Origin of the sequence: Novosphingobium sp. 1529, assembly GCF_040544855.1 — a bacterium.
Lineage (GTDB): Bacteria > Pseudomonadota > Alphaproteobacteria > Sphingomonadales > Sphingomonadaceae > Novosphingobium > Novosphingobium capsulatum.
Genome location: NZ_JBEPKW010000003.1, coordinates 98,995 through 123,997, shown reverse-complemented (window position 1 = coordinate 123,997; position 25,003 = coordinate 98,995). Strand labels below are relative to the sequence as shown.

General features: G+C 65.8%; 15 protein-coding genes. 12 read left to right on the top strand and 3 right to left on the bottom strand.

Annotated elements, in window-relative coordinates; translation table 11 throughout:
- The first annotated feature begins 173 nt into the window (after positions 1-173).
- Both ABIC78_RS08590 and ABIC78_RS08585 read left to right on the top strand, forming a co-directional pair.
- The gene (locus tag ABIC78_RS08590) at positions 174-2,123 is read left to right on the top strand and encodes a methyl-accepting chemotaxis protein (RefSeq protein ID WP_354488986.1); all 1,950 of its coding nucleotides are present in this window, start codon (positions 174-176) and stop codon (positions 2,121-2,123) included.
- A 106-nt stretch (positions 2,124-2,229) separates the two neighbouring features.
- Positions 2,230-4,131 carry an NPCBM/NEW2 domain-containing protein gene (locus ABIC78_RS08585; RefSeq protein ID WP_354488984.1) on the top strand — a complete coding sequence of 634 codons (1,902 nt, stop codon included), beginning with the start codon at positions 2,230-2,232 and terminating at the stop codon, positions 4,129-4,131.
- A gap of 30 nt (positions 4,132-4,161) precedes the next feature.
- On the opposite strand, the gene ABIC78_RS08580 is transcribed toward ABIC78_RS08585, so the two are convergent.
- Both ABIC78_RS08580 and ABIC78_RS08575 read right to left on the bottom strand, forming a co-directional pair.
- Positions 4,162-5,466: a sigma-54-dependent transcriptional regulator gene (locus ABIC78_RS08580; RefSeq protein ID WP_354488982.1), complete on the bottom strand. Its 1,305-nt coding sequence runs from the start codon at positions 5,464-5,466 to the stop codon at positions 4,162-4,164.
- Positions 5,467-5,469: 3 nt separating this feature from the next.
- Complete coding sequence (locus ABIC78_RS08575; RefSeq protein WP_502915664.1) at positions 5,470-7,203, bottom strand: sensor histidine kinase; 1,734 nt, start codon at positions 7,201-7,203, stop codon at positions 5,470-5,472.
- 229 nt (positions 7,204-7,432) lie between these two features.
- Here ABIC78_RS08575 and ABIC78_RS08570 point away from each other — a divergent pair, with 229 nt between their 5' ends.
- The 5 genes from ABIC78_RS08570 to ABIC78_RS08550 all read left to right on the top strand — a co-directional run bounded on the left by ABIC78_RS08570 (position 7,433) and on the right by ABIC78_RS08550 (position 15,468).
- Positions 7,433-8,776 (top strand): dicarboxylate/amino acid:cation symporter, encoded by a 1,344-nt coding sequence (locus tag ABIC78_RS08570; RefSeq protein ID WP_354488978.1) that lies wholly within the window; start codon positions 7,433-7,435, stop codon positions 8,774-8,776.
- A gap of 30 nt (positions 8,777-8,806) precedes the next feature.
- The gene (locus tag ABIC78_RS08565; protein WP_354488976.1) at positions 8,807-10,291 is read left to right on the top strand and encodes an alginate export family protein; all 1,485 of its coding nucleotides are present in this window, start codon (positions 8,807-8,809) and stop codon (positions 10,289-10,291) included.
- An 88-nt stretch (positions 10,292-10,379) separates the two neighbouring features.
- The gene (locus tag ABIC78_RS08560; protein ID WP_354488974.1) at positions 10,380-12,038 is read left to right on the top strand and encodes a M20/M25/M40 family metallo-hydrolase; all 1,659 of its coding nucleotides are present in this window, start codon (positions 10,380-10,382) and stop codon (positions 12,036-12,038) included.
- A 218-nt stretch (positions 12,039-12,256) separates the two neighbouring features.
- Entirely contained in the window at positions 12,257-13,756 is a 1,500-nt protein-coding gene (locus tag ABIC78_RS08555; RefSeq protein ID WP_354488972.1) for an MDR family MFS transporter, read from the top strand.
- A 215-nt stretch (positions 13,757-13,971) separates the two neighbouring features.
- Positions 13,972-15,468, top strand: coding sequence for a diguanylate cyclase domain-containing protein (locus tag ABIC78_RS08550; RefSeq protein ID WP_231627607.1), 1,497 nt, complete (start codon positions 13,972-13,974; stop codon positions 15,466-15,468).
- A gap of 79 nt (positions 15,469-15,547) precedes the next feature.
- Here the strand turns inward: ABIC78_RS08550 and ABIC78_RS08545 are convergent, their stop codons facing one another.
- On the bottom strand, positions 15,548-18,067 hold the full coding sequence (locus ABIC78_RS08545) for a TonB-dependent receptor (RefSeq protein ID WP_354488970.1): 2,520 nt from the start codon (positions 18,065-18,067) through the stop codon (positions 15,548-15,550).
- A 150-nt stretch (positions 18,068-18,217) separates the two neighbouring features.
- On the opposite strand from ABIC78_RS08545, the gene ABIC78_RS08540 reads away from it, so the two are divergent.
- The 5 genes from ABIC78_RS08540 to ABIC78_RS08520 are packed head-to-tail and all read left to right on the top strand — an operon-like array spanning position 18,218 to position 25,003.
- Positions 18,218-18,892: a GntR family transcriptional regulator gene (locus ABIC78_RS08540; protein WP_054131539.1), complete on the top strand. Its 675-nt coding sequence runs from the start codon at positions 18,218-18,220 to the stop codon at positions 18,890-18,892.
- Positions 18,892-19,806, top strand: coding sequence for a hydroxymethylglutaryl-CoA lyase (locus ABIC78_RS08535; RefSeq protein WP_354488967.1), 915 nt, complete (start codon positions 18,892-18,894; stop codon positions 19,804-19,806). Before ABIC78_RS08540 ends, ABIC78_RS08535 begins: the two co-directional genes overlap by 1 nt.
- A 53-nt stretch (positions 19,807-19,859) precedes the next feature.
- On the top strand, positions 19,860-21,908 hold the full coding sequence (locus tag ABIC78_RS08530; RefSeq protein ID WP_354488965.1) for a hydantoinase/oxoprolinase family protein: 2,049 nt from the start codon (positions 19,860-19,862) through the stop codon (positions 21,906-21,908).
- Between the two features lie 15 nt (positions 21,909-21,923).
- Entirely contained in the window at positions 21,924-23,813 is a 1,890-nt protein-coding gene (locus ABIC78_RS08525) for a hydantoinase B/oxoprolinase family protein (protein WP_022678582.1), read from the top strand.
- Positions 23,814-23,815: 2 nt separating this feature from the next.
- Complete coding sequence (locus tag ABIC78_RS08520; RefSeq protein WP_354488963.1) at positions 23,816-25,003, top strand: CaiB/BaiF CoA transferase family protein; 1,188 nt, start codon at positions 23,816-23,818, stop codon at positions 25,001-25,003.

The following is a 25,003-nucleotide window of genomic DNA, read 5'->3' as shown; positions in this document are numbered from 1 at the left end:
GCCGTGCGGGTGTGGAAACGATACCAATTTGCCGCCAGAATCATGGGCCTGGGCGATGCCTAATAACAGCGCGCCGCTTGGCTGCGTAGTCCGGCGCATCGCCGCTTTACGCCGCCTTCAGCGCGCCCCGCTAGATCATCGGGCCTGCCCAGGCATGGCAAAGGCGAGGATTTATGGCCGGCTCAACATTCTTCATCGGGTCGCTCGACCCCACATATCGCGACATCGCCCGGGTCGAGGCGGCGCTGGCCAGCGGTGACCTCGGTGCCCGGTTGGCGGTTCCGTTCGGCAATCGCCGCTCCGCCGCCCTGGCCGAGGCGATCAACCAGCTGCTCGACAGCGCCACTGCCCCTGCGCGCGATCTGGGCGCGGCGGTACAGGCCATGGCCAGCGAGCATTCGCGCGGCGATATCGACGCGACCATCGCTGCCGATCGCTTCAAGGGCGAATTGCACCAGGTTGCCGGCGCGATCAACGCCATGGTGGGCGAACATATCGCCGTGAAGAAAAAGACCATGGCCTGCGTCCAGGCGATCGGCGTGGGCGATTTCAACGCCCCGCTCGAAGCCTTCCCCGGCAAGAAAGCCTTCATCAACGAGGTGATCGAAACCCTGCGCGGCAACCTTATTGGTCTGATCCGCGACATGAACGCGATGAGCGCAGCGCACGACCAGGGCGATATCGATGTGGTCCTGCCGATGGAGCGGTATCACGGCGATTTCGCCACGATGGCGCAGGGCATCAATACGATGGTGGGCGAACATATTGCCGTCAAGAGAAAGGCCATGGCCTGTATCAAGGCGTTTGGCGAAGGCGATTTCGATGCGCCGATCGAGCAGTTCCCCGGCAAGAAGGCCTTCATCAACGACAATATCGAAGGGCTGCGCCGCAACCTGCGCGCGATCACCGGCGAGATCGGGCAGTTGATCAAGGCCTCCACCGCGGGCGAGCTGACCCGGCGTGGCGAGGCGCAGCGCTTTTCCGGCGATTTTGCCGGGCTGATCCAGGGCATCAACAGCATGCTCGACGCGATCCTGCTGCCCATTGCCGAAGGCAACCGCGTGCTCGCCAATGTCAGCGAGGGTGATCTGCGCGAAAAGGTCGAAATCGCCTGCGAAGGCGATCACCAGCGCATGAAGAACGCCATCAACGCCCTGGTGGACAATCTGCGCACCTTTGCCGGCCAGATCAGCGACGCCAGCGAAACCGTCTCGTCGAGCAGCCAGGAACTGGCCGCGAGTTCGCAACAGGTTTCCCAAGGCGCGGCAGAGCAGGCGGCCGCGAGCGAGCAGGCTTCTTCCGCGATGGAAGAGATGGCCGCCAACATCAAGCAGAACGCCGACAACGCCGCCCAGACCGAAAAGATCGCCCGGCAATCATCCAAGGATGCCGAAAGCTCGGGCGTGGTGGTCAGCCGGGCGGTCGAAGCCATGCGCACCATTGCCGACAAGATCGGCATCGTCCAGGAAATCGCCCGGCAGACCGACCTCTTGGCGTTGAATGCCGCGGTCGAGGCCGCACGGGCCGGCGAGCATGGCAAGGGCTTTGCCGTAGTGGCCAGCGAAGTGCGCAAGCTGGCCGAACGCAGCCAGACTGCCGCTTCGGAAATCGGCGCGGTTTCTGCCGATACGGTCAAGGCCGCGACCGAGGCGGGCGACATGCTCGGCCGCCTGGTGCCCGATATCCGCCGCACCGCCGAACTGATCAGCGAGATCAGCGCCGCGTGCCGCGAACAGGATATCGGCGCGGCGCAGATCAACCAGGCGATCCAGCAGCTTGACCAGGTGACCCAGCAGAATGCCGGCGCTTCGGAACAGGTTTCGGCCACCTCGGAACAGCTGGCCGAGCAGGCGGACGAATTGCAGGCCAGCCTTGGGTATTTCACGCTTGATGCCATCCCGCGCGCGGCACGCCCAGCCGGCCGCGCGCGGGATGGCAAGGCACGGGCCAAGCTGCCCATCGCCAACCCGGCCGCCCCGCGCGCGCGGCCAGCGCCCCCGGCGCGCATCCCACGGCTGACCGCGGCGGCGGGATCGCTGGGCGATCAGCAGGCCCGGCTCCAGGGCTTTGCGCTCGATCTGTCGGCTGGCGGCATGGACGAGGATGACGCCGCGTTCGGCTGACCCGCGGTTCGATTTAGGCGCGGGCGTAGCGGATGGTTGCGCCCAAGGGCGCCGCGTTGCATGGTAGCGATATCAGCGCGATTGCCCCTGCCGAACGGACCGCCCCATGACCAAGCTGCCTCTTGCGTCGTTTCTTGCCGTGCTTGCCTGCCTGACGCCGGGCTGCCACGCCGCAGCGGCGCCCGATCCGCTGGCGCCCACTGGCCGGTGGAGCGCCAACACGCGCGGGCAAGCCGCCACGCCGCCGATGGGGTGGAACAGCTGGAATGCCTTTGGCGCGGCGGTCGATGAAACCAAGCTGATGGCCTCGGCCCGCTTGCTGATCGACAGCGGGCTGGCGGCCAAGGGCTATCGCTATGTCGATATCGACGATGGCTGGTGGCTCAAGCGGCGCATGCCCGATGGCCGCATGCTGGTGCGCACGGCCAACTTCCCGTCTGCCGCCACGGCCGATGGCGGCACCTCCTTGCGCCCGTTGACCGATCGGCTGCATGCCATGGGCCTGAAGGCCGGGATCTATTCCGACATTGGCCGCAACAACTGCAGCCAGGTGTTCGGCGGCGTGGATGCGCCCAATCTGCCCGAAGGCACCCAGGCCGAGCGCGAAACCGGCCTCTATGGCCACGTCGAGCAGGATATCGCGCTCTATTTCCACGAGTGGAATTTCGACCTGATCAAGGTGGATGGCTGCGGCATCCGCGGGCTTGGGCCAGACAATCCGCGGGTCAAGGCCGGGCTCTATCGCCCGCTCGGGCCGGTGATCGATTTCGATGACCTGCCACGCACCGACATTGCCGAAGTGCGCCGGCTTTATGGCGCGGTGGCCGATGCCTTGGCGCGCACCCGCCCGGCGGGCGACTATGTGCTGTCGCTGTGCCTTTGGGGTTCGGCCGACGTGCGCAGCTGGGGCAAGGACATCGGCAACATCAGCCGCACCAGCGAGGACATCTCCCCCACCTGGGCGCGCCTGCTGCACAACCTCGATACCACGGCGCGGCGCGCGCTCTATGCCCATCCCGGCAGTTGGAACGATCCCGACATGCTGTTCATCGGCAAGGGCGAATTCGATGCCGCGCATATGGTGGAGGCGCGCTCGCACCTGGCGCTGTGGGCCATGCTCAACGCCCCGCTGCTGATCGGGATGGACCTGCGGCAGGCCACGTCCGACCAGATCGCGCTGCTCGGCTGGGCCCAGGCGATTGCGCTCAACCAGGATCGCGCCGGCAACCAGGCCGTGCTCGCCTATGACAGCGCCGAAGTGCAGATCTACGTCAAGACGCTGGCCGATGGCACCAAGGCGGTGGCCCTGCTCAACCGCAGCGCCGCGCCGACCCACGCCACCTTGACGGCCGAGCATGCCAAGCTGACCGGAACGATCGCCACGACCGACCTGTGGACCGGCAAGACCGGCAGCTTCACCGGCGAAACCACTGTGCCGCTTGGCCCGCATGAAACCGTGCTGCTCAAGCTGGTGGGCCGCCATCGCCTGGCGGGCGGGCTATATCTGTCGGAAATGCCCGGCAGTGTGAATCCGGCGATCGATGGCGTGGTGCAACCACAGCCCGATCCGCTGGTGCATCGCGGCTTGCTGCCGTGGAACGATACGCGCGGGGGCGGCGAGCATCCGCGCTATGGCGGCTGGGGCGGGGCGGCGGTCGATACCGGCCCCTATGGCCAGCAGTTGCAGGCCGGCCACGAAAAGCTCGATACCGGGATCGGCATCCTGGCTGGATCGCGTATGGAAGTGCGCAACGCCGGCCATGCCCGCTTCACCGCGCGCGTCGGGGTGGATGATGCGGCCTGGGGCAACAGCGGCGCGGTGACGTTCCTGGTCTATGGCGATGGACGCTTGCTGGCGCAGTCCGCACCGCTGCACGCGGGCCATGCGCTGGTGCCGCTTGCGGCCGATGTGCGCGGCGTGCATCTGATCGAGCTGATCGCTCGCCCGGAAAATGCCAGCGTGGCGCCCGATCCAGTGGTGTGGGGAGAAGCCGCCCTGCTCAATTGAACGGCATCGTTCCGTTTTGGCGCGGCGCTGTCATTCTTGCCGCAGAGCCTGAAGATCGATGCCCAGCTTGTTGATCTTGTAGTAAAAGGTCTTGCGCGGCAGACCCAGCGTGGCGATCGCCGTGGCAATGCGCCCTTGTGCGGCGCGCACGGCGGCGATGATCGCCTCGCGCTCGAACGCATCGACGCGGTCTGCCAAGGGTTGCGGGGCAGGTGCAGCATTGTCGCTGCTGTCGGGCGTGACCAGGCCCAGCACGAACTGCTGGGCAAAGCGGGCCAGTTCGTGGGCATTGCCGGGCCATGTGTGATGATCGAGCCGATCCTGCACGGCGGGCACCAGGCGTGGCACTGGCAGCCGGGCGCGGGCAGCGGCCTCTTGCGCGAAGTGGGCAAACAATAGCGGAATATCCTCGCGCCGGGCACGCAGCGGCGGAATGGCGATGCGCATGCCGGCAATGCGGTGCAGCAGGGCTGGGGGCAGGGGGGCGGCCGCCTCGCTGCCTTGGCCGCCCGCGCCGGCCGTGGCAATCACGCGCAGGTCGAGCGGCACGGGCGCCTTGCCCGGCACGGCCAGGGCACGCTCTTCCAGCACGGGCACGAGCAGGTTGTGAAAGCGGCTGCTGGCGCCGTCGATATCGTCGAGCAGCACGGTGCCATAGCTGGCGTGGACCAGGCTGGCCCCGCCCGACAGCGAGAATATCTCGTCCTCGAGCGCGGGCGCCAGACCGGCGCAGTTGATCGTGGCCAGGCGGTGGCGCCGGCGCTTGCCGCCCTGGTGGATCAGCCGCGCCAGCAGTTCCTTGCCGGTGCCGGTTTCGCCCTCGATCAGCAGGTCGAGATCGGCATCGGCGAGCGTCGGGATCATGTCGCGCAGGCGGCGGATCGCGGGCGAGGCGCCGATCAGCGCGCTGCCGCCGCTGTCTTGCGCCAGGGCCTGAAGTCGGCGGTTTTCCAGGGCCAGGGCGCGGGCATGGGCGGCGCGCTCTGCCGCCGCGATCAGGGCCTCTGCGGCAAAAGGCTTGGTCAGGAAATCCCAGACGCCTGCCTTTAGCGCATCGACCGCCATGCCAACGTCACCATGCCCGGTGATGAGGATCACCGGCAGTTCGGCATCGCGGGCATGTAGCGCGCGGAACAGGTCTATGCCCGAAAGGCCGGGCATGCGCACGTCGCTGATCACCAGGCCGGGCCACGCAGTACCCACCGCCGCCAGCGCTGCGGGCGCGTCGGCAAAGGCTTCCACGGTAAAGTCGGCCAGGCGCAGCAGTTGCGCGGTGGAGGCGCGCAGATCCTCGTCATCTTCGACCAGGGCGATCAGGCGGGCAGGTTCTGCCACTGGCTATTCCGCCACGGCCAGGCTGATGCGGAAACAAGCGCCGGTGGGGCTGGGCACATGGACCAGGCTGCCGCCGAATTCTTCCATGATGTCCTTGGCGATCACCAGCCCCAAGCCAAGGCCCATCGGCCGGCTCGTGGCAAACGGGGTGAACAGCCGCGCGGCGATATCGGGGGCAAGGCCGGGGCCATTGTCGGCGATGTCCACATCGACCATCGCGCCATCGCGGCGGATATCCAGGCGGATCGCCGGAGCGGCGGTGCCGGCCAGCGCCTCGATCGCGTTTTGCAGCACGATCACCAGCACCTGTTCCAGCCGGGTCTTTTCCGCCCGTACCTGCCAGGCCGGATCGGGCGCGGGAAGGGACAGCGCCACACGGCCCAGCTGTTCTTTCAGGATCAGCCGCGCGCCATCGATCGCCTCGGCCAGGGGCACCGCGCGATCGCCCCGGCTGCCCTTGCGGGCAAAGCCGCGCAGATGCTCGGTCACGGCGCCGATGCGATCGGCCAGGCGGGTGATCGCCGCCAGGTTCTGCGCAACTTCGGCGCTCTCGCCGCGGTTGAGCAGCAGCGCGGCGCTGGCGGCATAGTTGCGGATCGCGGCGACAGGTTGCGCGGTTTCGTGGGCCACGCTGGCCGTGACCTGGCCCAGCGTGGCCAGGCGGTTGGCCTGGCGCAGCCCTTCGCGCAGGGTGGCGGCGCGGGCTTCGGCCGCGGCGCGCTCGTGTATTTCGCTGCGCAGTTCAGCTGTCGCCTGGGCCACCGCGCTTTCCAACTGGGCAGTGCGGCGGCGCCGTTGCCGCGCGCGCTCCACCAGCGCGGCGGCGACGGCGCCGATCAGCAGCACGATCAGCGCGGTGATCGCCTGGGCCACGCGCACGGCGGGATAGACCGCGCCGGCCAAGGGCAGCGCCAGGTTGACCCGCCAGCCCGCTGCATCTGGCGCCGTCGCGACCGCAAGGTGCGGCGTATCCGTGCCGGCGGGCACCACCATGCCGTCGCGGGCCAGGGCAAAGGGCGACGTGGGCAGGGCTGCCACACCCAGCGACAGCCGTTCGACCCGCGCCAGGCCAGGATCGAGCGCGGTTGTTGCGGCAAAGCGCCAGGCCGGACGGCTCGCCACCAGGATCACGCCGGCGCGATCGGTGACATAGGTGATCCCGCCCGCGCGGCGCCACGCGCTTTCGATGCCGTCGAACTCCAGCTTGACCACCACCACCGCCGCCCCGCCGGCGGCGCGGGTGGCGAGGTAGAGCCCAGGCCGGTGGCTGGCAGTGCCCAGGGCAAACTGCTGTGCCTGCCCGGTTTGCAGGGCCTGCTGGAAATAGGGGCGGAAGGTGTAGTCGCGCCCGATGAAGCTGTGCGGCTGGCGCCAGTTGCTGGCGCCAAAGGCCATGCCCTGGCGATCGATCACATAGATCGCTGCCGCGCCGAATTCCTGGGCCAGTGCCTCCAGCTTGCGGTTGAGCGCGGCTTGCGCTGCCGGGGCGGGCGTATGGCCAGGGACAGGCGTGGCTGCCACCAGGTCCCGGTCATCAGCCAGCGCGCGAGGCAGCAGGCGAAAACGCGCGATTTCGCTGGTGAGCAGGGCCTGGCGCAGCCGCAGGTCTTGCCCGGCGCGCGTTTGCAGTCGGGCCAGCATGACATGGCGCGTGATCGCGCCGGCCACCCCGGCCGCCGCCATGGCCACCAGCACGGCGGCCACCAGCGCCATCGCCACGGCGCGGAATCGGTTCAAACTACCCACGCCAGACGTATAGCATGATGTGTCAAAATCTGCACATCTGGATTTTCCAGTGTGCCGATTTCTGGACACAGAATGCCATCGCGATTTGATAATGTGCTGAAAAAGCGCCGCTTATGCAAGCAATAGCAAAAGCTTTCGGGAGGCAGGGCCACCGCCTATGGTAATGGCTGAGCAGGACCGAGCAACGCGCCCTGCCGAGAGGACGAAAGGCTTTCCCACGATGAATTTCGCTGTCACCACTCCGTCTGCGCCCGTGGCCGGGCAGGGGCCACAGCGGCCTCGCAAGTGGTATCGCCACCTCTATGTCCAGGTCTTGACCGCGATTGCCGCGGGTGTGCTGCTGGGGCATTTCTATCCGGCAACAGGTGAAGCGCTCAAGCCGCTGGGCGATATGTTCATCAAGCTGGTCAAGATGGTGATCGCCCCGGTGATCTTCCTTACCATCGTCACCGGGATTGCCGGCATGCGCGATCTGGCGGCAGTGGGCCGCGTGGCGGCCAAGGCCTTTGCCTATTTCCTGTTTTTTTCGACGCTGGCGCTGATCGTGGGCCTCATCGTGGCCAATGTGCTGCGGCCGGGGGCGGGGCTGAATATCAACCCCGCCACGCTCGATGCCGGCAAGGTGGCGGATTATGCCGCCAAGGCGCACGAAAGCACGATCGTGGGCTTTCTGGGCGCGATGATCCCGGACACGTTCCTTTCGGCGCTGACGCAGGGCAATATCCTGCAAGTGCTGGTGGTGGCAGTGCTGTTCGGCATTGCCCTGGCCTCGGTCGGCGATCGCGGACAGCGCGTGCTCGATCTGCTCGAAGACGTTTCGGGCGTGGTGTTCAAGCTGGTGTCCATCGTGATGAAGGCCGCGCCGATCGGTGCCTTTGGCGCCATGGCATTCACCATCGGCAAGTATGGCGTGGGCAGCCTGGCCAATCTCGCGCAGCTGGTGGCGGCGTTCTATGTCACTTCCGCGCTGTTCGTGCTCGTGGTGCTGGGCGTGGTGGCGCGCCTCGCGGGTTTTTCGATCCTGCGCCTGATTGCCTATCTGCGCGAAGAACTGCTGCTGGTGCTGGGCACCTCGTCTTCGGAAAGCGCGCTGCCCGCGCTGATCGAGAAGATGGAGCGGGCCGGCTGTTCCAAGACGGTGGTGGGCCTGGTCGTGCCGACTGGCTACAGCTTCAATCTCGATGGCACCAATATCTACATGACGCTGGCCGCGCTGTTCATCGCCCAGGCGTGTAACGTGGAATTGACGCTGGGGCAGCAACTGCTGCTGCTGGGCGTGGCGATGCTCTCGTCCAAGGGCGCGGCCGGGGTTACCGGCGCGGGCTTCATCACGCTGGCCGCCACGCTGTCGATCGTGCCGAGCGTGCCGGTGGCGGGCATGGCGCTGATCCTGGGCATCGACCGCTTCATGTCGGAATGCCGCAGCCTGACCAACTTCATCGGCAATGCCGTGGCCACCGTGGTCGTCTCGCGCTGGGAAAACGCGCTCGATCATGAACGCCTCGACGCTGCGCTGCACGGCCGGTCGCTGCCGGCCGCGGTGGAACAGGCGCACGCTGCCTAAGCAGCGGCGCATCTAGGGAGAGAAACCATCATGGACCTGCGTTTTTCGCGGCTGCGGGCCGCCACGGCCCCGCTTTGCCTGCTTTCCGCCACTCCGGCCCTGGCCGAAACCACCGCCGAACCGGCTGGCGAAGCCCAGCGCAAGAGCTATCCGGCCGCCTATAATGGCGATGCGGCGGCGGCACCGGGCGGCTATGCCCTGTCGCGCTGGGCAGAGGATTGGCGGGTGATGCAGAACCCGGCCAAGCGCGACGATCCGCTCGACCGGCTCAAGTTCATCCCGCTCGATGACGATGGCGATGTCTATCTCACGGTCTCGGGCGAATTGCGCCTGCGCATGAACCTGACGACGAACCCCAACTTGCGCGATGCCCAGGCGCAGCGGCAGGATATCAACCGCGAAACGCTGGGCGCCGATCTGCATATCGGGCCGCACCTGCGCCTCTATGGCGAAGTTTCGCACGGTGGGCTGGGCGGGCGCAATCTCGGCACGCCGGCGGCCACGCTGCGCAACGACCTGGTTCTGCTCCAGCATTTCGTCGAAGTGGGGGCAGACATCGGCAGCGCCGAGGTTGGCGCGCGCTATGGCCGGCAGGAATTTACCGATGGGCCCAATATCCTGGTTTCCCAGCGCGACAACAACACCATCCGCTATACCCTCAACGGCTTTCGCGGCTGGGTGCGCGGGGCCAAGGCGCGGCTGACGGTGTTCGATCTCAAGCCCACGGCCTATGGCGACCTGGGCACCGATGATGACGTGATCGATCCCGCGCGGCGTTTCTCCGGGGTGACGGCGGGGTTTGTCCTGCCCAAGACCACGCTGGGCGGCTCGCAGCTCTATCTCGATCTGTTTGCCTGGCGGCGGCGCAACCTGGTGGGCACCTGGGGCGGGCGGATCGGCCCGGCCACGCGGTATTACGCCGGGGCGCAGCTGCGCGGCGATGTTGGGCGGCTGGGGCTGGACTGGTCGGTCAACCACCAGTGGGGCACGTTCATGAACCAGGGCATCGATGCCTGGCAGGCGTTCCTGGCGCAGACCTGGCGGATCGGCAACGGCCCGGCCAAGACCGCGCCGCGCATTGGCGTGCATGTCGACTATGCCAGCGGCGGCGGTGGCTATGGCCAGGGCAAGCTGCGCAATGCCTATGCCCCGTTCGGCAACAACATCTATTTCAGCTATCAGCTCTATCTCACCCCGTCGAACCTGGTGGCGGTGACGCCGAACGCCAGCTTCACCCCGTTTCGCAATGCGCGGATCAGCGCGGAATACGAACTGGCCTGGCGCGATGATGTGCACGACGCGGTCTATCGCGCCAATGGCCAGCCCTTTGCCGGCACGCAGAACGGGCGCGGGCGCAAGATTGCCGATGTGGTGCGCGCGCAGATGGTGTGGAATGCCACGCCGCGCCTGACGCTGACGGGCCGCTATGAACACCTGATGGCGCGCGCGGCATTGACCGATGCGGGCTATCGCAGTTCGGATTTCATTGCCGGCTGGATCAGCTACCGGTTTTGAACCGCTGCGTTGGCGGGCATGATTGCCAGCGATGATCAGGGGGGTATAGCTGGGCCATATCCCCCAATCGTCGTGGAGCATGCCCCCCATGAAACAGGCCGCACTCACCCTTTTGCTGTCAGTGGCCCTGCCCGCTGCTGCCCTGGCCCAGGATGGCGCCGGCGTGCCGGTTCCGGCCAACCAGGCCGCCGGGTTTGACCGCATTCGCGAGGGCGATCTGCGCGCCGATCTGGGTCTGGTGGCGTCGGATGCATTGCAGGGGCGCATGTCGTTGCAACCCGGTGACGATGCCACGGTGCAGTGGGTTGCGGCCGAATTTGCCAAGGCGGGCCTCGAACCGGTGGCGCAGGACGCCGCTGGCGCGCCGAGCTTCCTGCAAAGCGTGCCGCTGGTCGAATACCGGCCCAATGCGGCGGCCAATTTCGTGGCCCTGCGCAGCGGCAATGCCACGCGCCGCTGGCAGGCGCCGCATCTGGTGGGCGGCTATCGCGATGACGTAGATATCACCGCGCCGCTGGTCTTTGCCGGCTATGGCATCACCGCCCCTGGCGTGAGTTATGACGATTATCGCGGGATTGACGCCAAGGGGCGGATCGTGGTGGTGTTCGAGCACGAGCCGCAGGAAAACGATCCGGCCTCGCGCTTTGGCGGCACGGGCAACACCCGCTATGCCACCAACCGGGTCAAGGCCCTGAACGCGCAGGCCCATGGCGCACTGGCGCTGGTGGTGATGGCCGAGCCCAACCGCAAGCATCCCTCGAATTTCGACCGCATGATGCGCATTGGCGGCAGCGCCAAGCGTACACCGCCGATCCCGGCGCAGGCCCTGGTCGATGATGCGCTGCATATTCCGGTGATCACCGTGGATGATGAGGCCGGGGCGGCGCTGCTGGCCGGCACGGGGCAGAGCGCCAGTGCGCTGCAGGCTGCGATCGACCGCGCGCTGGTGCCACAATCGCGCGCCGTGCCCGGGGCCGAGGTAACGCTGCACCTGGAAAACACCGTGCGCTCGCGCGGGACCACCTGGAACGTGGCCGGGCTGCTCAATGGATCGGACCCTACCCTGGCGCCCGAAACCGTGATCATCAGCGCGCATCACGATCACGACGGGTCCAACGGCCCGGAGATCTGGCACGGCGCGGATGACAACGGCTCGGGCACGGTGGGCGTGGTGGAGCTGGCGCGCGCGTTCATGGCCAATGGTGCGCGGCCACGGCGATCGATCCTGTTCACGGTGTTTGCCGCCGAAGAGCGCGGGTTGCTGGGTGCCTATTACATGGCCGCCCATCCCCTGCGCCCGCTGGCGACGACGCGCGCGATGATCAATTTCGACATGATCGGCCGCAACGAGGCGCCCAGCGACCAGACCACCGGGCTGATCGACATTCCCGCCGACACCACCAACCGCCTCAACCTGATAGGCGCGGCCTATAGCCCGGATTATGCGCGCACCGTGGCGGAGGCCAACCGCAGCGTCGGGCTGGTGCTGGACGACCGGTTCGACCACGAAAACGCGCTCAACGTGTTTTTCCGCAGCGACCAGTTTCCCTTCGTGCTCAACAACATTCCCGCGTTCTGGTTCTTCACCGGTTTCCATCCCGATTATCACCACACCACCGACACGGCCGACAAGATCAACTACGGCAAGATGACGCGCATCCTCAAGCTGGCCTATCTTTCCGCCTGGCGTTTTGCCGACGAGGCAACACCGCCCGCGTTCGTTGCCGATCCCCCGGGCAAGCGTTGATCGGCAAGCCCAAAGCCAGCCAAAGGGGCGGGGTTTCAAATCCGGCCATGGTGCCTATATCGCGGGCAAGCATAAGGCTGGCGGGGTTGCCCGTGGCCTTTCCCGTTGCTGCGCGCCCCGCTTCCCGGCGATGGTGGTGCGCTGTCTCGTCAGACCAGAAGTGAACGTTTGCCCATGATCTTTCCTGCCTGCACCCGGCTCGGCCCGTGGGGCTGCCCATGCTAGCGCCGCGCCGCCGGGGGATTGCCACGGTCAACGCCGAGATCCGCGATGGCATCGTGCCGGCCGCCCACGCGCTCACCCCGGCGCGCGATCCTGGCGGGCCGGAGGCATCGGGCGCAAACTATCGCCTGGTTGCGCTGATCGTCGCTTCGGCGTTGTTCATGGAATTCGTCGACGCCACCGTGCTCGCCACCGCGCTGCCGACAATGGCGCGCGATTTCGGCGTGCGGCCGGCGGAAATGAGCATTGCGCTGACCTCGTACCTCTTGGCGCTGGCGGTGTTCATTCCCGCGTCGGGCCTGCTGGCAGACCGGTTCGGATCGCGCACCGTGTTTCGCGCCGCGATCGCGTTGTTCATGGCGGGCAGCTTTGCCTGTGGCCAGGCACCCAGCCTTTCCTTGATGGTCGCCGCGCGCTTTCTCCAGGGGATGGGCGGGGCGATGATGATCCCGGTTGGCCGGCTCGTGCTGCTGCGCAGCGTGGCCAAGCAGGATATGGTCAATGCCATGTCGTGGCTGCTGGTGCCGGCCTTGATCGGGCCGGTGATCGGGCCGCCGCTGGGCGGTTTCATCGTGACCTATCTCGATTGGCGCTGGATTTTCTACCTTAACCTGCCGGTCGGCGTGCTCGGCCTCTGGCTGGTCAGTCGCTATATCGCCAACTTTCGCGAAGACGTGCCGGCCACGATCGATTGGGCTGGCTTCGTGCTCAGCGGCGTATCGCTGGGTTGCCTGCTGTTCGGCTTTGAAATGGCCAGCCGTGCCGGCCAGGGGACACTGGCCGGCAGCCTGCTCGCGGTCGGCGCCGTCGCCGGCGTGTTCTATGTCCGCCACGCCAAGGGGCGGGAAGGGGCAATCCTCAACCTCGCGCTGTTGCAGGATCGCACGTTCCGCCTGTCGGTGATTGCCGGCTCCGTCACGCGGATCACGCAAGGGGCGCAGCCATTTCTGTTGCCCTTGATGATGCAGGTTGGTTTCGGCTTTTCCGCAGCGCGCAGCGGGATGATCACGGTAGCGACGGCGATCGGCTCGCTGGCGATGAAGGCCGCTGCGCCGCGCGTGCTGCGGGCGCTGGGCTTTCGCCGCACCCTGGTGTGGAATGGCGTGATCGGCACGGCGGGTTATGCCATCTGCGGGCTGTTCGGGCCAGGCTGGCCGGTATGGGCGATGTTTGGCGTGCTGGTGCTCTCGGGCTTTTTCATGTCGTTGCAGTTCACCGCCTATAACACCATCGCTTATGACGGCATCGCCCCGCAGCAGATGAGCAGCGCCACCGCATTCTATGCCACGTTCCAGCAGCTGATGCTGTCCTTGGGCATCTGTCTGGCGGCGGCAGCGCTGCACGTGGCGATGCTGCTGCACGGCCATGCGCGGCCGCTGCTCGACGATTTTGCCGCGGCGTTCTGGACGGTGACCGCCATATCGCTGTGCGCCACGATCTGGAACCGCCGCTTCGCGCCCGATGCCGGGGCGGAAATCAGCGGACATTCCGAATGAGCCGAACCGGTTTGGGTTAGGCGCGCACCTTAAGATATCGGGTTTTACCCGGCCAGGCGGACAGATTTTCTTCTTTGTTGCAACGCTTTGACCTATAACAATAAATAGTAATACGACCGGCCCTATGCTGCCACCCGAAGTGCAGGGATTAGGGAAAAGTTTACCCTGGTTCGTTAATTTCTTGGCAAAGGGTCGGGACAGGAAAGGGACGGGATGTGGTAGACACATCGGAAGAGGCACGGCTTGCGCTGCTGGAACGCCTGGAACTGCTCGACAGCGCGCCAGAGCAGGAATTCGACGCGGTGGTGCAACTGGCGCAGCAGCTGACGGGCTGCAAGATCGCGCTGGTTTCGCTGGTCGATGCACACCGCCAGTGGTTCAAGGCCAAGGCCGGCTTGGACGTGAACGAAACCCCGCGCGACATCGCCTTTTGCGCCCACGCCGTGGCTGCCGATGATGTGCTCGTCGTTCCCGATGCGCGGCAGGATGACCGCTTTGCGGACAATCCGCTGGTCACCGGTGCGCCCGATATCCGGTTCTACGCGGGCGTGCCGATCCATGCCGCCGAGGACGCAAGCGATGACACATCGCCGCGCCTGCCGCTGGGCACGTTGTGCGTGATCGATGACCAGCCGCGCACGATCGATCCGGCCGGACTCAAGATGCTTGGGCATTTGGCCACCTTGGTGGAAACGCTCATTTCGGCGCGGCGCACGGCCGCGCTGGCCGTACAGATGGCCGAAGAGCGCGGGCACAACTTGCGCGATCTGAGCCGCAAGCACCGGCAACTGCGCCAGGCCGAGCGCATTGCCAACATCGGCTCGTGGCGGCTGACGCTGGGGGACAACCAGCTGGAATGGTCCGACCAGACCTATGCCATTCATGAGATGGAGTGTGGCGCGGAGATATCGTTGAAAGCCGCACTCGATTTTTATGCCGAAAAGTCGCGTGAAATCCTGGTGAGCACGATCGAGCAGACGCTGGTGACGGGCGAGCCATTCGATGTCGAAGCCGATTTCACCACCGCACGTGGCAACTATCGCCGCGTGCGCAGCATGGGTGAATTGGAACTGGAAAACGGCAAGCCGGTTGCGCTGATTGGCGTTTTCCAGGACATTACCGAGCGCCACAAGATGGAAGAGGCGCTGCGCCACGCCGCCCATACCGACGATCTGACCCGGATCGCCAGCCGTGGGCGGTGCAACCAGGTGATCGATGACAGCATCAAGACGACTGCGGCCGCCGGGCAACGCTGTGCGCTGCTGCTGATCGATCTCGATCACTTCAAGGCGGTGAACGATCGCCTGGGCCACCAGGCGGGTGACGATGTGCTGCGGGTGATCGCCTCGCGCCTGCAGGCGCCCTATCTGGCCGGCAGCTTTGCCGCGCGGCTGGGCGGCGATGAATTCGTGCTGCTGATCACCGACCAGGCCTTGCTGCGCGATCTGCGCGGTCTGTTGCGCCGCCTGTTGCTTGACCTGCGCTATTCGATCCGCGCCGACAAGCAGACGTTCCGTGTTTCCGCAACGATCGGTGCTGCCTGGCTCGATGCGCAGACCGCGAGCCGCAGTGACCTGCTGCGCAATGCCGATGCCGCGCTCTATGCCGCCAAGCGCCGCGAGCGCGGCACGGCGGTGATTGCTGGGCAGGCCGTGCCGATCGCGCCGGGCCAAAGCGATGTCGCGCCGGTTGCCATCGCGCGCCAGGGCTGATCATTCAGGAAAAACCCGGCCGCACCGATCCAGATGCGGCCGGGTTCATGGTTGGCAGGCATGAAGAGGTGGGGAAACCTTAGAACTTCACGCTGCCTTCCACGCCGATAAGGCGGCGGGTGCCGGGCGTGATGAACGACCCGCCAAATTCCACCGCCGTGATCACTTCATTGAGATATTGCTTGTCGAGCAGGTTGTTGGCGAAGACCGCCAGGCTGAAGCGATCGGTCTGGATGCCGGCGCGCAGGTTGACGATGCCAAAGGCATCGCGCCGCGCGACGTCATACTTGCCATCGCCGACAAAGGCCGGGAGCTGCAGCGCCGAAATCGGCAGCAGGCCCGAAAATACCGTGGGCACCGACTGGTTCTGCACGGTGTGGAACCAGGTGGGCCCGGTCAGGCGATAATCGGCGCGGGTGAAGAAGCGCAGGTCACCGCTGATCGCCTGCTCGAACTCTCCCCCCACGTTGAGCGTGTAATCGGCGGTATAGGGCGACTTGTTGCCCACGGTATAGGGCCGCGACGAGTTCTTCTTGATCTCGCTGTCGGTATAGTTGAACGATCCGAACAGCTTGATGCCCTTGACCGGCTTGACCGTGACGCTGGCCTCGATGCCTTTCAGGTCCACCCGATCGATATTCGAGACCACGCGCAACAGGCCGAAGCTGCCGACGAAGAATTCGAAGAACTGCATGTCGTGGACCTGGGTGTAATACCCGGCGAGGTCGAAGGTGAGCGCGCCATTGAGCAGATTGCCCTTGAGGCCGGCCTCCCACGCGCTCGACCATTCCTTGCGATACTGGTCGTTGACCGTGACATTGGCGCCAAAGGCGTTGACGAAGTTGTCCTTGATGATCTGCGCCGAACCCTGGTTGTTGAAGCCGCCCGATTTGAAGCCGATGCCCCAGTTGGCATAGAGGTTGAATTCGCGGGTGGGCTTGTAGCTGAGCGTGACCTTGGGCTCGAACTGTTCGAAGCGGGCATGCTTGTCGGTCAACGGGCCGAACGCCTGGCCGGGGTTGATCGGGCCGCCGGTGAAGGGATCGGTGGCGGTGGGCACCAGCGAGGACGACTTGCGATCCTCGATATCGTAGCGCAGCGCGAGGCCGGCATCGAACTTTTCGTTGGGCTTCCACTCCACCGAGCCGAACGCGGCATAGACATTGGTCTTGAAGCGATCGGCCAGCAGCAGCGTGGTGGGGTTGGTGGAATCGGGCGCGTTGTAGAGCTGCTTGATCACGCCGTTGCCGGTATCGGCGCCAAGGCTCACGCCGACCGTGCGCTTGATGTGCAGGTAATAGGCGCCGAGCTGCCAGTTGATCGCCCCGGCATCGCCGATCAGGCGCCATTCGGTGCTGAAATCCTGCTGCTTGCGCACCTGGTATTGCGTGCCGTCGCAGGTGGTCGGGCTGTAGGGGCCAAAGGTTGAACCCGTGGTCGGCGCAAAGATGAACGGCACCGGGGTCTGCCCGATGAAGCCGGGCGGGTTGACCGGATAACCGGTAAGCGCCGCCGTGCTGGAAAAGCAGGAATTGACCGCGGCCTGCGCCTGGGGATTGGCGGCGCTGAGGAAGCGGCCGAAATCGGCCGAGGTGCCATCGGCGACCAGATCCTGGTTGACGTTGGAATAGAGCGCCCAGCCCACCAGCTTGATCTTGTCGGTCAGCTGATGGTCCAGCTTGATCGAGGCGTCAAAGCTGGTCTGGTCGTTGGTGGGGCGGATGTTGTTGTAGAAATGGAACGGGTGGGTGTTGACGTTCTCATAGAACGCCCCACCGAAATTGGGCAGGTGGAACGCGGCGTTGAATGGCAAGGAGGCCCCGTGAAACTCGCTGTAGCGCGCCTTGATATCCAGCTGCGTGGGGCCGCCCTGGCCCACCATCACGCGGCCATCGACCGCCCAGTTTTCCTTGTCGTCCACCGTCTTGGAATTGGTGAAGGTGTTTTTGTAGAACCCGTCGGTCTTGTAGTAATAGCCCGCCAGGACGAAGCCGACATTGTCGGCCACTGGGCCGGCGATGTGCGCGCTCGCTTCCCAGGTGTTGTAATCGGCATAGGACAGCTTGGCCGCGCCGGTCATCGTGTCGGTGGGCTTGAGCGACTGGATCACAATGGCGCCGGCGGCCGCGTTGCGGCCATAGAGCGCGCCCTGCGGACCCTTGAGCAGTTCCACCTGTTGCAGCGTGCCCTGCGGCTGGTTGAGCTGGGCAGTGTTGGTTTTGAGGATGCCATCGACTACCAGCGCGACCGAGCTTTCCGCGTCGCGCGCGCCGTTCATGCCGCGGATGTTGATCTGGGTATCGCCGGCCTCGGCCGTGCCGGTGACGATGGTAACGCCCGGCGTCAGCTTGACGAAATCCTCTGCCTTGACCGCGCCGGTGCGCTGCAGGGCATCGGCGGTGAGCACGGCGACCGAGGCTGGCACGTCCTGCAACCGCTCGTTTTGGCGGCGCGCGGTGACGATGATGCCGCTATCGTCGCCAGACGCGGCACCAGACTGTGGCGCCTCTTGCGCCAGGGCAGGCGCGGTGGTGGCAAGCGTGGCCATGGCGGCCAGCACCGAAACGGTGGCAAGGAAGCTCGAGTGGGAAAGTCGCATTGCATTCTCCCTGTTCGCTGGCGCGGCCCCACCCAGGGCTTGGCGCCGATATCACCCGCCGGTCTTTTTCGTGCCCCCATGGCTGACGCGGCTTGATGGATACAAATAGTATTGTATACAAATCTCAGGTCAAGGTCTTTGGAGAAGGATGTGTCACGCGCTTCTGACCGCGCCTATGAGGCGATCCGCAGCATGATCCTGTCGGGCGAACTGCCCGCCGGCGCGCAATTGGCGGAAGAGGCGCTGGCCGAACGCTGCGGCGTGTCGCGCACCCCGGTGCGCGAGGCGCTGCGCCGGCTGGAATCCGACCTTTTGGTGACGCGCACCGATACCCAGCGTAGCTTTGTGGCGGATTGGTCGATCGACGATGTGGCCGATGCGTTCGAGCTGCGCGCGATGCTGGAAGGCAAGGCCGCCCGCCGCGCCGCCGAGCGGATGAGCGATGAAGCGCTGGAGCGCATCCGGGCGGCGAATCGCCGGCTGGGCGAGGCGATTCGCAAGCCCGTGCCCGATGTCGCCGGGTTCCTCGAAGGCAATCGCGATTTCCACGCTGCCATCCTGGACGTGGCCGGATCGCGCCGCCTCGCCGCGCTTCTCGCCACGCTGATCGAGCAGCCAGTGGTGTGGCGCACGGCGCACCATTACGGGCGCGAGGCGCTACACCGCTCTTACGGCGAGCACGAAGAACTGATCGCCGCCTTTGCCCGGCGGGACGGCGCCTGGGCCGAAGCGATCATGACCGGCCACATCCTGCGCGCTTATCACGCCTATGCCGATGCACACCGCGGGCTGGCCGAGCAGAGTCAGCGGGAGGCTGCCGAGTAATGTATACAGAATCCATCGAAATGGTCGAGGTTGCCCCGAGAGACGGGTTGCAGAACGAAAAGACCATGATTTCCACCGCCGACAAGATTGCGCTGGTCGAACGCGCCATTGCCGCCGGCGCGCGGCGGATCGAGGTGACCAGTTTCGTCAATCCCAAGGCGGTGCCGCAGATGGCCGATGCCGAGGCGGTCTGCGCCGGCCTGCCGCGCCTCGACGACGTGACCTATATCGGCCTGGTGATGAACGCGCGCGGTGCGGCCCGCGCGATCGAGACCGGGCGGATCGACCAGCTGGGTGCTGTCTCGGTGGCGACCGACACCTTTGCCAAGGCCAACCAGGGCCAGACCAGCGACGGCTCGGTGGTGGCCGCCAGCGAGATCATCGCCATGGCACGCCAGGCGGGCAAGACCGGCCAGGTAACCATCGCCTCTGCCTTTGGCTGCCCGTTCGAAGGCGAAGTGAGCGAGGACCGCGTGGTGGCCATGGCCGTGGCACTGGCCCAGGCCAATCCCGTTGAAATCGGCTTGGCCGATACGATCGGCGTGGCCAACCCGGCGCATGTCGCCACGCTGGTGGGCAAAGTGCGCGCGGCGGTGCCGGCCATTCCGGTGCGGGTGCATTTCCACAACACGCGCGGCACCGGCCTGGCCAATGTCTGGGCGGCGATCGGCGCGGGCGCCGTGACGGTCGATGCCGCGATCGGTGGCCTGGGCGGTTGCCCGTTTGCGCCCGGCGCGGCCGGCAACGTTTCGACCGAGGACGTGGTCTACATGCTTGAACGCGCCGGAGTGGGCACCGGGCTGGACCTGGCCGCCCTGGTCGAGGCCAATCACTGGCTGGGCTCGGTGATGGATCGCACGCTTCCGGGCATGGTGGCCAAGGCGCCGCCGTTCCCCCGGCCGGCGCAAGCCTGAACCGCAGGATGCACCGGCACGCACGAACGCTTTTTGGAAAGGGTGGTTGATCGATGGGTTACCGGCTTGGCGTGGACGTTGGCGGCACGTTTACCGACCTCTTGCTGTTCGACACCGACAGCGGCGCGTTCTGGCGGCACAAGACGCCATCGACCCCGCATGACAGTTCCGAAGGCATTCTCAACGGCGTGACCGCCGTTTGCGCCAAGGCGGGGATCACCGCCGGGGCGATCGACTATTTCCTGCACGGCACCACCGTTGCCACCAATGCCGTGCTGGAAGGCAAGGGTGCGCGCGTCGGCCTGGTCACCACCGAAGGCTATCGCGATATCATGCAGATCGCGCGCAGCTATGTGCCCGGCGGCCTGGCGGGCTGGATCATCTGGCCCAAGCCACAGCCGCTCGCCGCGCTGGAAGATACCGTGACGGTGAAAGGCCGGATGAACGCCGAGGGCCAGGAAGTGCGCCCGCTGGACGAAGCGGACGTGCGCGCGCAGCTGGCCAGGCTCAAGGCGCAGGGCGTGGAGGCGGTGACGGTGAGCCTGATCAACGCCTATGCCAACGGCGCGCACGAGGCGCGGATCGGCGAATTGGCCGCCCAGGTGCTGCCCGGCGTGCCGGTGTCGCTCAGCCATGAAGTGCTGCCCGAAATGCAGGAATACGAACGCACGCTGACCACGGTGGCCAATGCCAGCGTGCGCCCGGTGGTGGGCAAGTATGTGTCAAACCTGCGCAATCGCCTGGCGGCAGAGGGGATGACCGGCAAGCTCTCGCTGCTGCGCTCGGACGGCGGGCTGATGAGCGCGCAAAAGGCCGAGGAGCACCCGGTCAACATCCTCATGTCGGGCCCGGCGGGCGGCGTGACCGGGGCGATCTGGGTGGGGCGCAATGCCGGCATCCGCAATATCCTCACGCTCGATGTGGGCGGCACCAGCACCGACGTGGCCCTGATCGAAAACCTTGAGCCGCGCCGCCAGCGCACCACCGAAGTGGGCCACCTTTCCGTTCGCGCCTCGGCGCTGGACGTCAAGACGGTGGGCGCCGGGGGTGGCTCGATCGCTTATGTTCCCGCGCTGACCAGAGCCCTTCGGGTCGGGCCACAGAGCGCAGGAGCGGTGCCGGGGCCGGTCGCCTATGGAAAAGGCGGCACGGCCCCCACCGTAACCGATGCCAATGTCGTGCTGGGCTATCTGCCGGAAAACCTGCTGGGCGGCACGTTCCAGCTCGATCGCGAAGGCGCCAAGGCGGCGGTGCAGACCATTGCCGATGCGCTGGGCATCGGCCTGATGGAAGCGGCGCGCGGCATCATCGATATCGTCAACGAGAATATGTTCGGCGCATTGCGCATGATTTCGGTGCAGCAGGGCTATGACCCGCGCGATTTTGCGCTGATGGGCTTTGGCGGCGCGGGTCCGCTGCATGTCAATGCCGTGGCGCGGCTGATGGGATCGTGGCCCGCCGTCTCGCCGGTCAGCCCCGGCGTGCTGTGCGCGCTGGGCGATGCCACCACGCGCATGCGCACCGAAACCGCGCGATCGTGGTCGCGCCTGGCGCGTGATACCGCGCCGGCCGATCTGGTGGCCGTGCTGGAGGAAATGGCCACCCACGTGCGCGGCGAACTGCTGGCCGATGGCGTGCCCGAGGCGGAAATCACCACCAGCTTTGAAATCGACGTGCGCTATGCCGGCCAGGCCTTTGAAGTGCCGCTGTCGATCACCGCGCAGACCCTGGCCGACGATGGCATTGCCGGCGTGCTCGCCCGCTTTGACGAAGAGCACAAGCGACTGTTCACGTTCAACATGGACACCCCGCACGAGATCGTGAACCTGCGCGCCGTGGCACTGGGTCGCGCGCTCGATCTGCCGGCAGCACCGCTCGAGCAGGGCAACGGTGATCCTGCCGCCGCCAAGATCCGCGATCATGTGCTGTGGATGGATGGGGCCGAGCAGGCCGCGGTGATCTATGACCGCGCGCGGCTCAAGGCCGGTGACGTGATTCATGGCCCGGCGATCGTGTGCGAAATGGATTCGACCACGCTGATCGAGACCGGCTGCATCGCCACGGTCGATACCGTGGGCAATATCCTCATCACCCTGGCCTGACGAAAGGGAAGCCCGATGCCTGCAACAATCGTCCAGACCAACCACACCCCGTTTGCCAAGGTGGCGATCGATCCGGTCACGCTCGACATCATCGAGAACGCGCTGCGCAATGCCCGCGTGGAAATGGATGCCACCCTGGTGCGCACCGCGATGTCACCGGGCATTCGCGAGCAGGGCGATGCCTTTCCGCTGATTGCCGATCATACCGGCAAGATGATCGTGGGCCAGTTCGGCAGCTTCATCGGCGGGTTCCTGTCCAACTATGACGGGACGCTGGAAGATGGCGACATGATCTTTCTGTCCGATCCCTATTCGGTGGATGGAGCGATCAGCCATTCCAACGATTGGCTGGTGCTGCTGCCGGTGTTCAAGGACGGGCGCCTAATCGCCTATACCTCGATGTTCGGGCACCAGAGCGACATCGGCGGCAAAGTGGTGGGATCGATGCCGATCAATGCCCGCTCCATCTATGAAGAAGGGGTGCGCATTCCGCCGGTCAAGATCTGGAAGAAGGGCGAATACAACGCCGACTTGATGAAGCTGGTGATGCACCAGACGCGCAAGCCCGATTGGTGCGCGGCAGATCTCAATGCCTTGATCGCCAGCTGCCGGGTGGCCGCGCGCCGCGTGGTGGAAATGGCCGAGCGGTTTGGCGACGATGTCTATGTTTCGGCGACGCAGGAACTGCTGGCGCGCAACCACCGCGCCATGAAGACCTTGCTGGGCCAGGCGGTGAGCGAAGAGCCGGTCAGCTTTGAAGACTATATCTGCGACGATGGCATGGGCTTTGGCCCCTATCGCATCAAGTGCACGATGTGGCGCGATGGCGAGACCGTCGTGCTCGATTTCGATGGTACCGATCCGCAGAGCGTGGCCTCGATCAATTTCTATCTCAATGAAAACATGTTCAAGATGTTCTTCGGCATCTATATGATCATGGTGTTCGATCCGCAGATCCTGTTCAACGACGGGTTCTATGACCTGATCGATGTGCGCATTCCCGAAGGCAGCCTGCTCAAGCCGCGCTTTCCGGCCGCGCTATCGGGCCGCACCCATGCGCTGGGCCGGATTTTCGATATCCTGGGCGGTCTGTTGGGGCAGAAGACGCCAGAGTTTCTCAACGCCGCAGGGTTCTCGTCGTCGCCGCACCTGTTCTATGCCGGCAACGATACGCGGCCGGGCAAGGGGCATGCCTGGTTCCAGCTGTTCCAGATCGGCTTTGGCGGCATTCCCGGCCGGCCGCTGGGCGATGGGCCGGATGGCCATTCGCTATGGCCGGGCTTTACCAACGTGCCCAACGAGTTCCTCGAACGCTATTTCCCGATGATGATCGAGCGCTATTCCACCGAACCGGATTCGGGCGGGGCGGGGCTGCATCGCGGCGGCAACGGCATTCACATGACCTACCGTTTCCTGAGCGCGGGCACGATCGCCATCCATGACGATCGCTGGTTCGTGCCGCCTTGGGGCGTGAACGGCGGCGATCCGGGCAAGCGCGCGCGCAAGATCCTGGAAAAGGCCGATGGCAGCCAGGTCATCGTCGGCAACAAGGTGGAAGACCTGGCCGTGGAGGAAGGCGACCAGCTGCACTTCATCACCTGGGGCGGCGGTGGCTGGGGCGATCCGCTGGCACGCGATCCGGCGCTGGTGGGCAAGGAGATCGTGCAGGGGCTGGTCACGCCGCAGGGCGCGCGCGCCTATGGCGTAGTGGCCGATGACGCCGGCGTGGTGGACGCGGCAGCGACGCAGGCCCTGCGCGACGCGATGATGGCCGACCGGGGCGGCGCCTTGCCGGTGTTCAACACCGGGCCGGGGCTTGATGCCCTGCGCGCGGCCTGCCAGGCGGAAACCGGGTTGCCGGCGCCCATCCCGCCGGTGTGGCCGCAAGCAGAAGCGGCGGAGTGACCATGACCAAAGGTGCTTTGCAGGATATCCGCGTCGTCGAACTGGGCCAGCTTTTGGCCGGCCCGTTCTGCGGCCAGTTGCTGGGCGACATGGGCGCCGACGTGATCAAGGTGGAACCGCCCGTCACCGGCGATCCCATGCGCGAGTGGGGCCAGGGCAACGAAAAGGTGCAGTGGGAAGTGATCGCGCGCAACAAGCGCTCGGTCAGCGCCAACTTGCGCGTGCCCGAAGGCCAGGCGCTGGTCAGGCGGCTGATCGCCCACGCCGATGTCGTGATCGAGAACTTCAAGCCCGGCACGCTGGAAAAGTGGGGCATGGGGCCTGACGTGCTGCTGGCTGAATTCCCGCATCTGATCATCGCGCGCATGTCTGGCTATGGCCAGACCGGCCCCTATTCCGATCGCGCCGGCTTTGGCGGGATTGGCGAGGCGATGGGCGGCTGGCGCTATATCGTGGGGGAACCCGATCGGCCGCCCAGCCGCATGGGCGTTTCGATCGGCGATACGCTGACCGCCACCTATGGCTGCATGGGCGTGCTGGCGGCGCTGCACGTCAAGGACAAGACCGGGCAGGGCCAGGTGATCGACACCGCGCTCTATGAAAGCGTGCTGCAGGTGATGGAAGGCCTGGTGTCGGAATACGATCGCATGGGCCTGATCCGCGAACGGTCGGGCTCCATCCTCAAGGGTATCGCGCCGTCCAACGTCTATTCCTGCAAGGATGGCGAGTTCATGATCGGGGCCAACAAGGATTCGCTGTGGAAGCGCCTGGCCACGGCGATGGACCGGCCCGAATTGGGCGATGATCCCCGCTATGCCACGCATTTGGCGCGGGGCGAAAATCAGACCGAGCTGGACGCGCTGATCAATGCCTGGACCAGCACGCTGACCATGGATGAGGTGGACGCGCTGATGATCGCGCATTCGATCCCCGCCGGCCGCGTCTATCGCGCCCCCGACATGCTGGACGATCCGCATTTCCAGGCGCGCGAGGCGATCATCGAGGTGGAGACCGAGCGGTTCGGCCCGCTCAAGATGCAATCGACGTTCCCCAAGTTTTCCGCCACGCCCGGCGGCGTGCGCCGCCCGGCACCATCGGTGGTGGGGCAGCATAATGCGGAAATCTATGGCGAATTGCTGGGCCTGGGTGCCGATGACCTGGACGACCTGGCCGCGCGCGGGGTGATCTGA

Bases quoted from the DNA above. Each gene is read 5' to 3' on its own strand.
- ABIC78_RS08590 (WP_354488986.1), top strand. From the start codon at position 174: ATGGCCGGCTCAACATTCTTCATCGGGTCGCTCGACCCCACATATCGC.
- ABIC78_RS08585 (WP_354488984.1), top strand. From the start codon at position 2,230: ATGACCAAGCTGCCTCTTGCGTCGTTTCTTGCCGTGCTTGCCTGCCTG.
- ABIC78_RS08570 (WP_354488978.1), top strand. From the start codon at position 7,433: ATGAATTTCGCTGTCACCACTCCGTCTGCGCCCGTGGCCGGGCAGGGG.
- ABIC78_RS08565 (WP_354488976.1), top strand. From the start codon at position 8,807: ATGGACCTGCGTTTTTCGCGGCTGCGGGCCGCCACGGCCCCGCTTTGC.
- ABIC78_RS08560 (WP_354488974.1), top strand. From the start codon at position 10,380: ATGAAACAGGCCGCACTCACCCTTTTGCTGTCAGTGGCCCTGCCCGCT.
- ABIC78_RS08555 (WP_354488972.1), top strand. From the start codon at position 12,257: ATGCTAGCGCCGCGCCGCCGGGGGATTGCCACGGTCAACGCCGAGATC.
- ABIC78_RS08545 (WP_354488970.1), bottom strand. From the start codon at position 18,067: ATGCGACTTTCCCACTCGAGCTTCCTTGCCACCGTTTCGGTGCTGGCC.
- ABIC78_RS08535 (WP_354488967.1), top strand. From the start codon at position 18,892: ATGTATACAGAATCCATCGAAATGGTCGAGGTTGCCCCGAGAGACGGG.
- ABIC78_RS08530 (WP_354488965.1), top strand. From the start codon at position 19,860: ATGGGTTACCGGCTTGGCGTGGACGTTGGCGGCACGTTTACCGACCTC.
- ABIC78_RS08525 (WP_022678582.1), top strand. From the start codon at position 21,924: ATGCCTGCAACAATCGTCCAGACCAACCACACCCCGTTTGCCAAGGTG.
- ABIC78_RS08520 (WP_354488963.1), top strand. From the start codon at position 23,816: ATGACCAAAGGTGCTTTGCAGGATATCCGCGTCGTCGAACTGGGCCAG.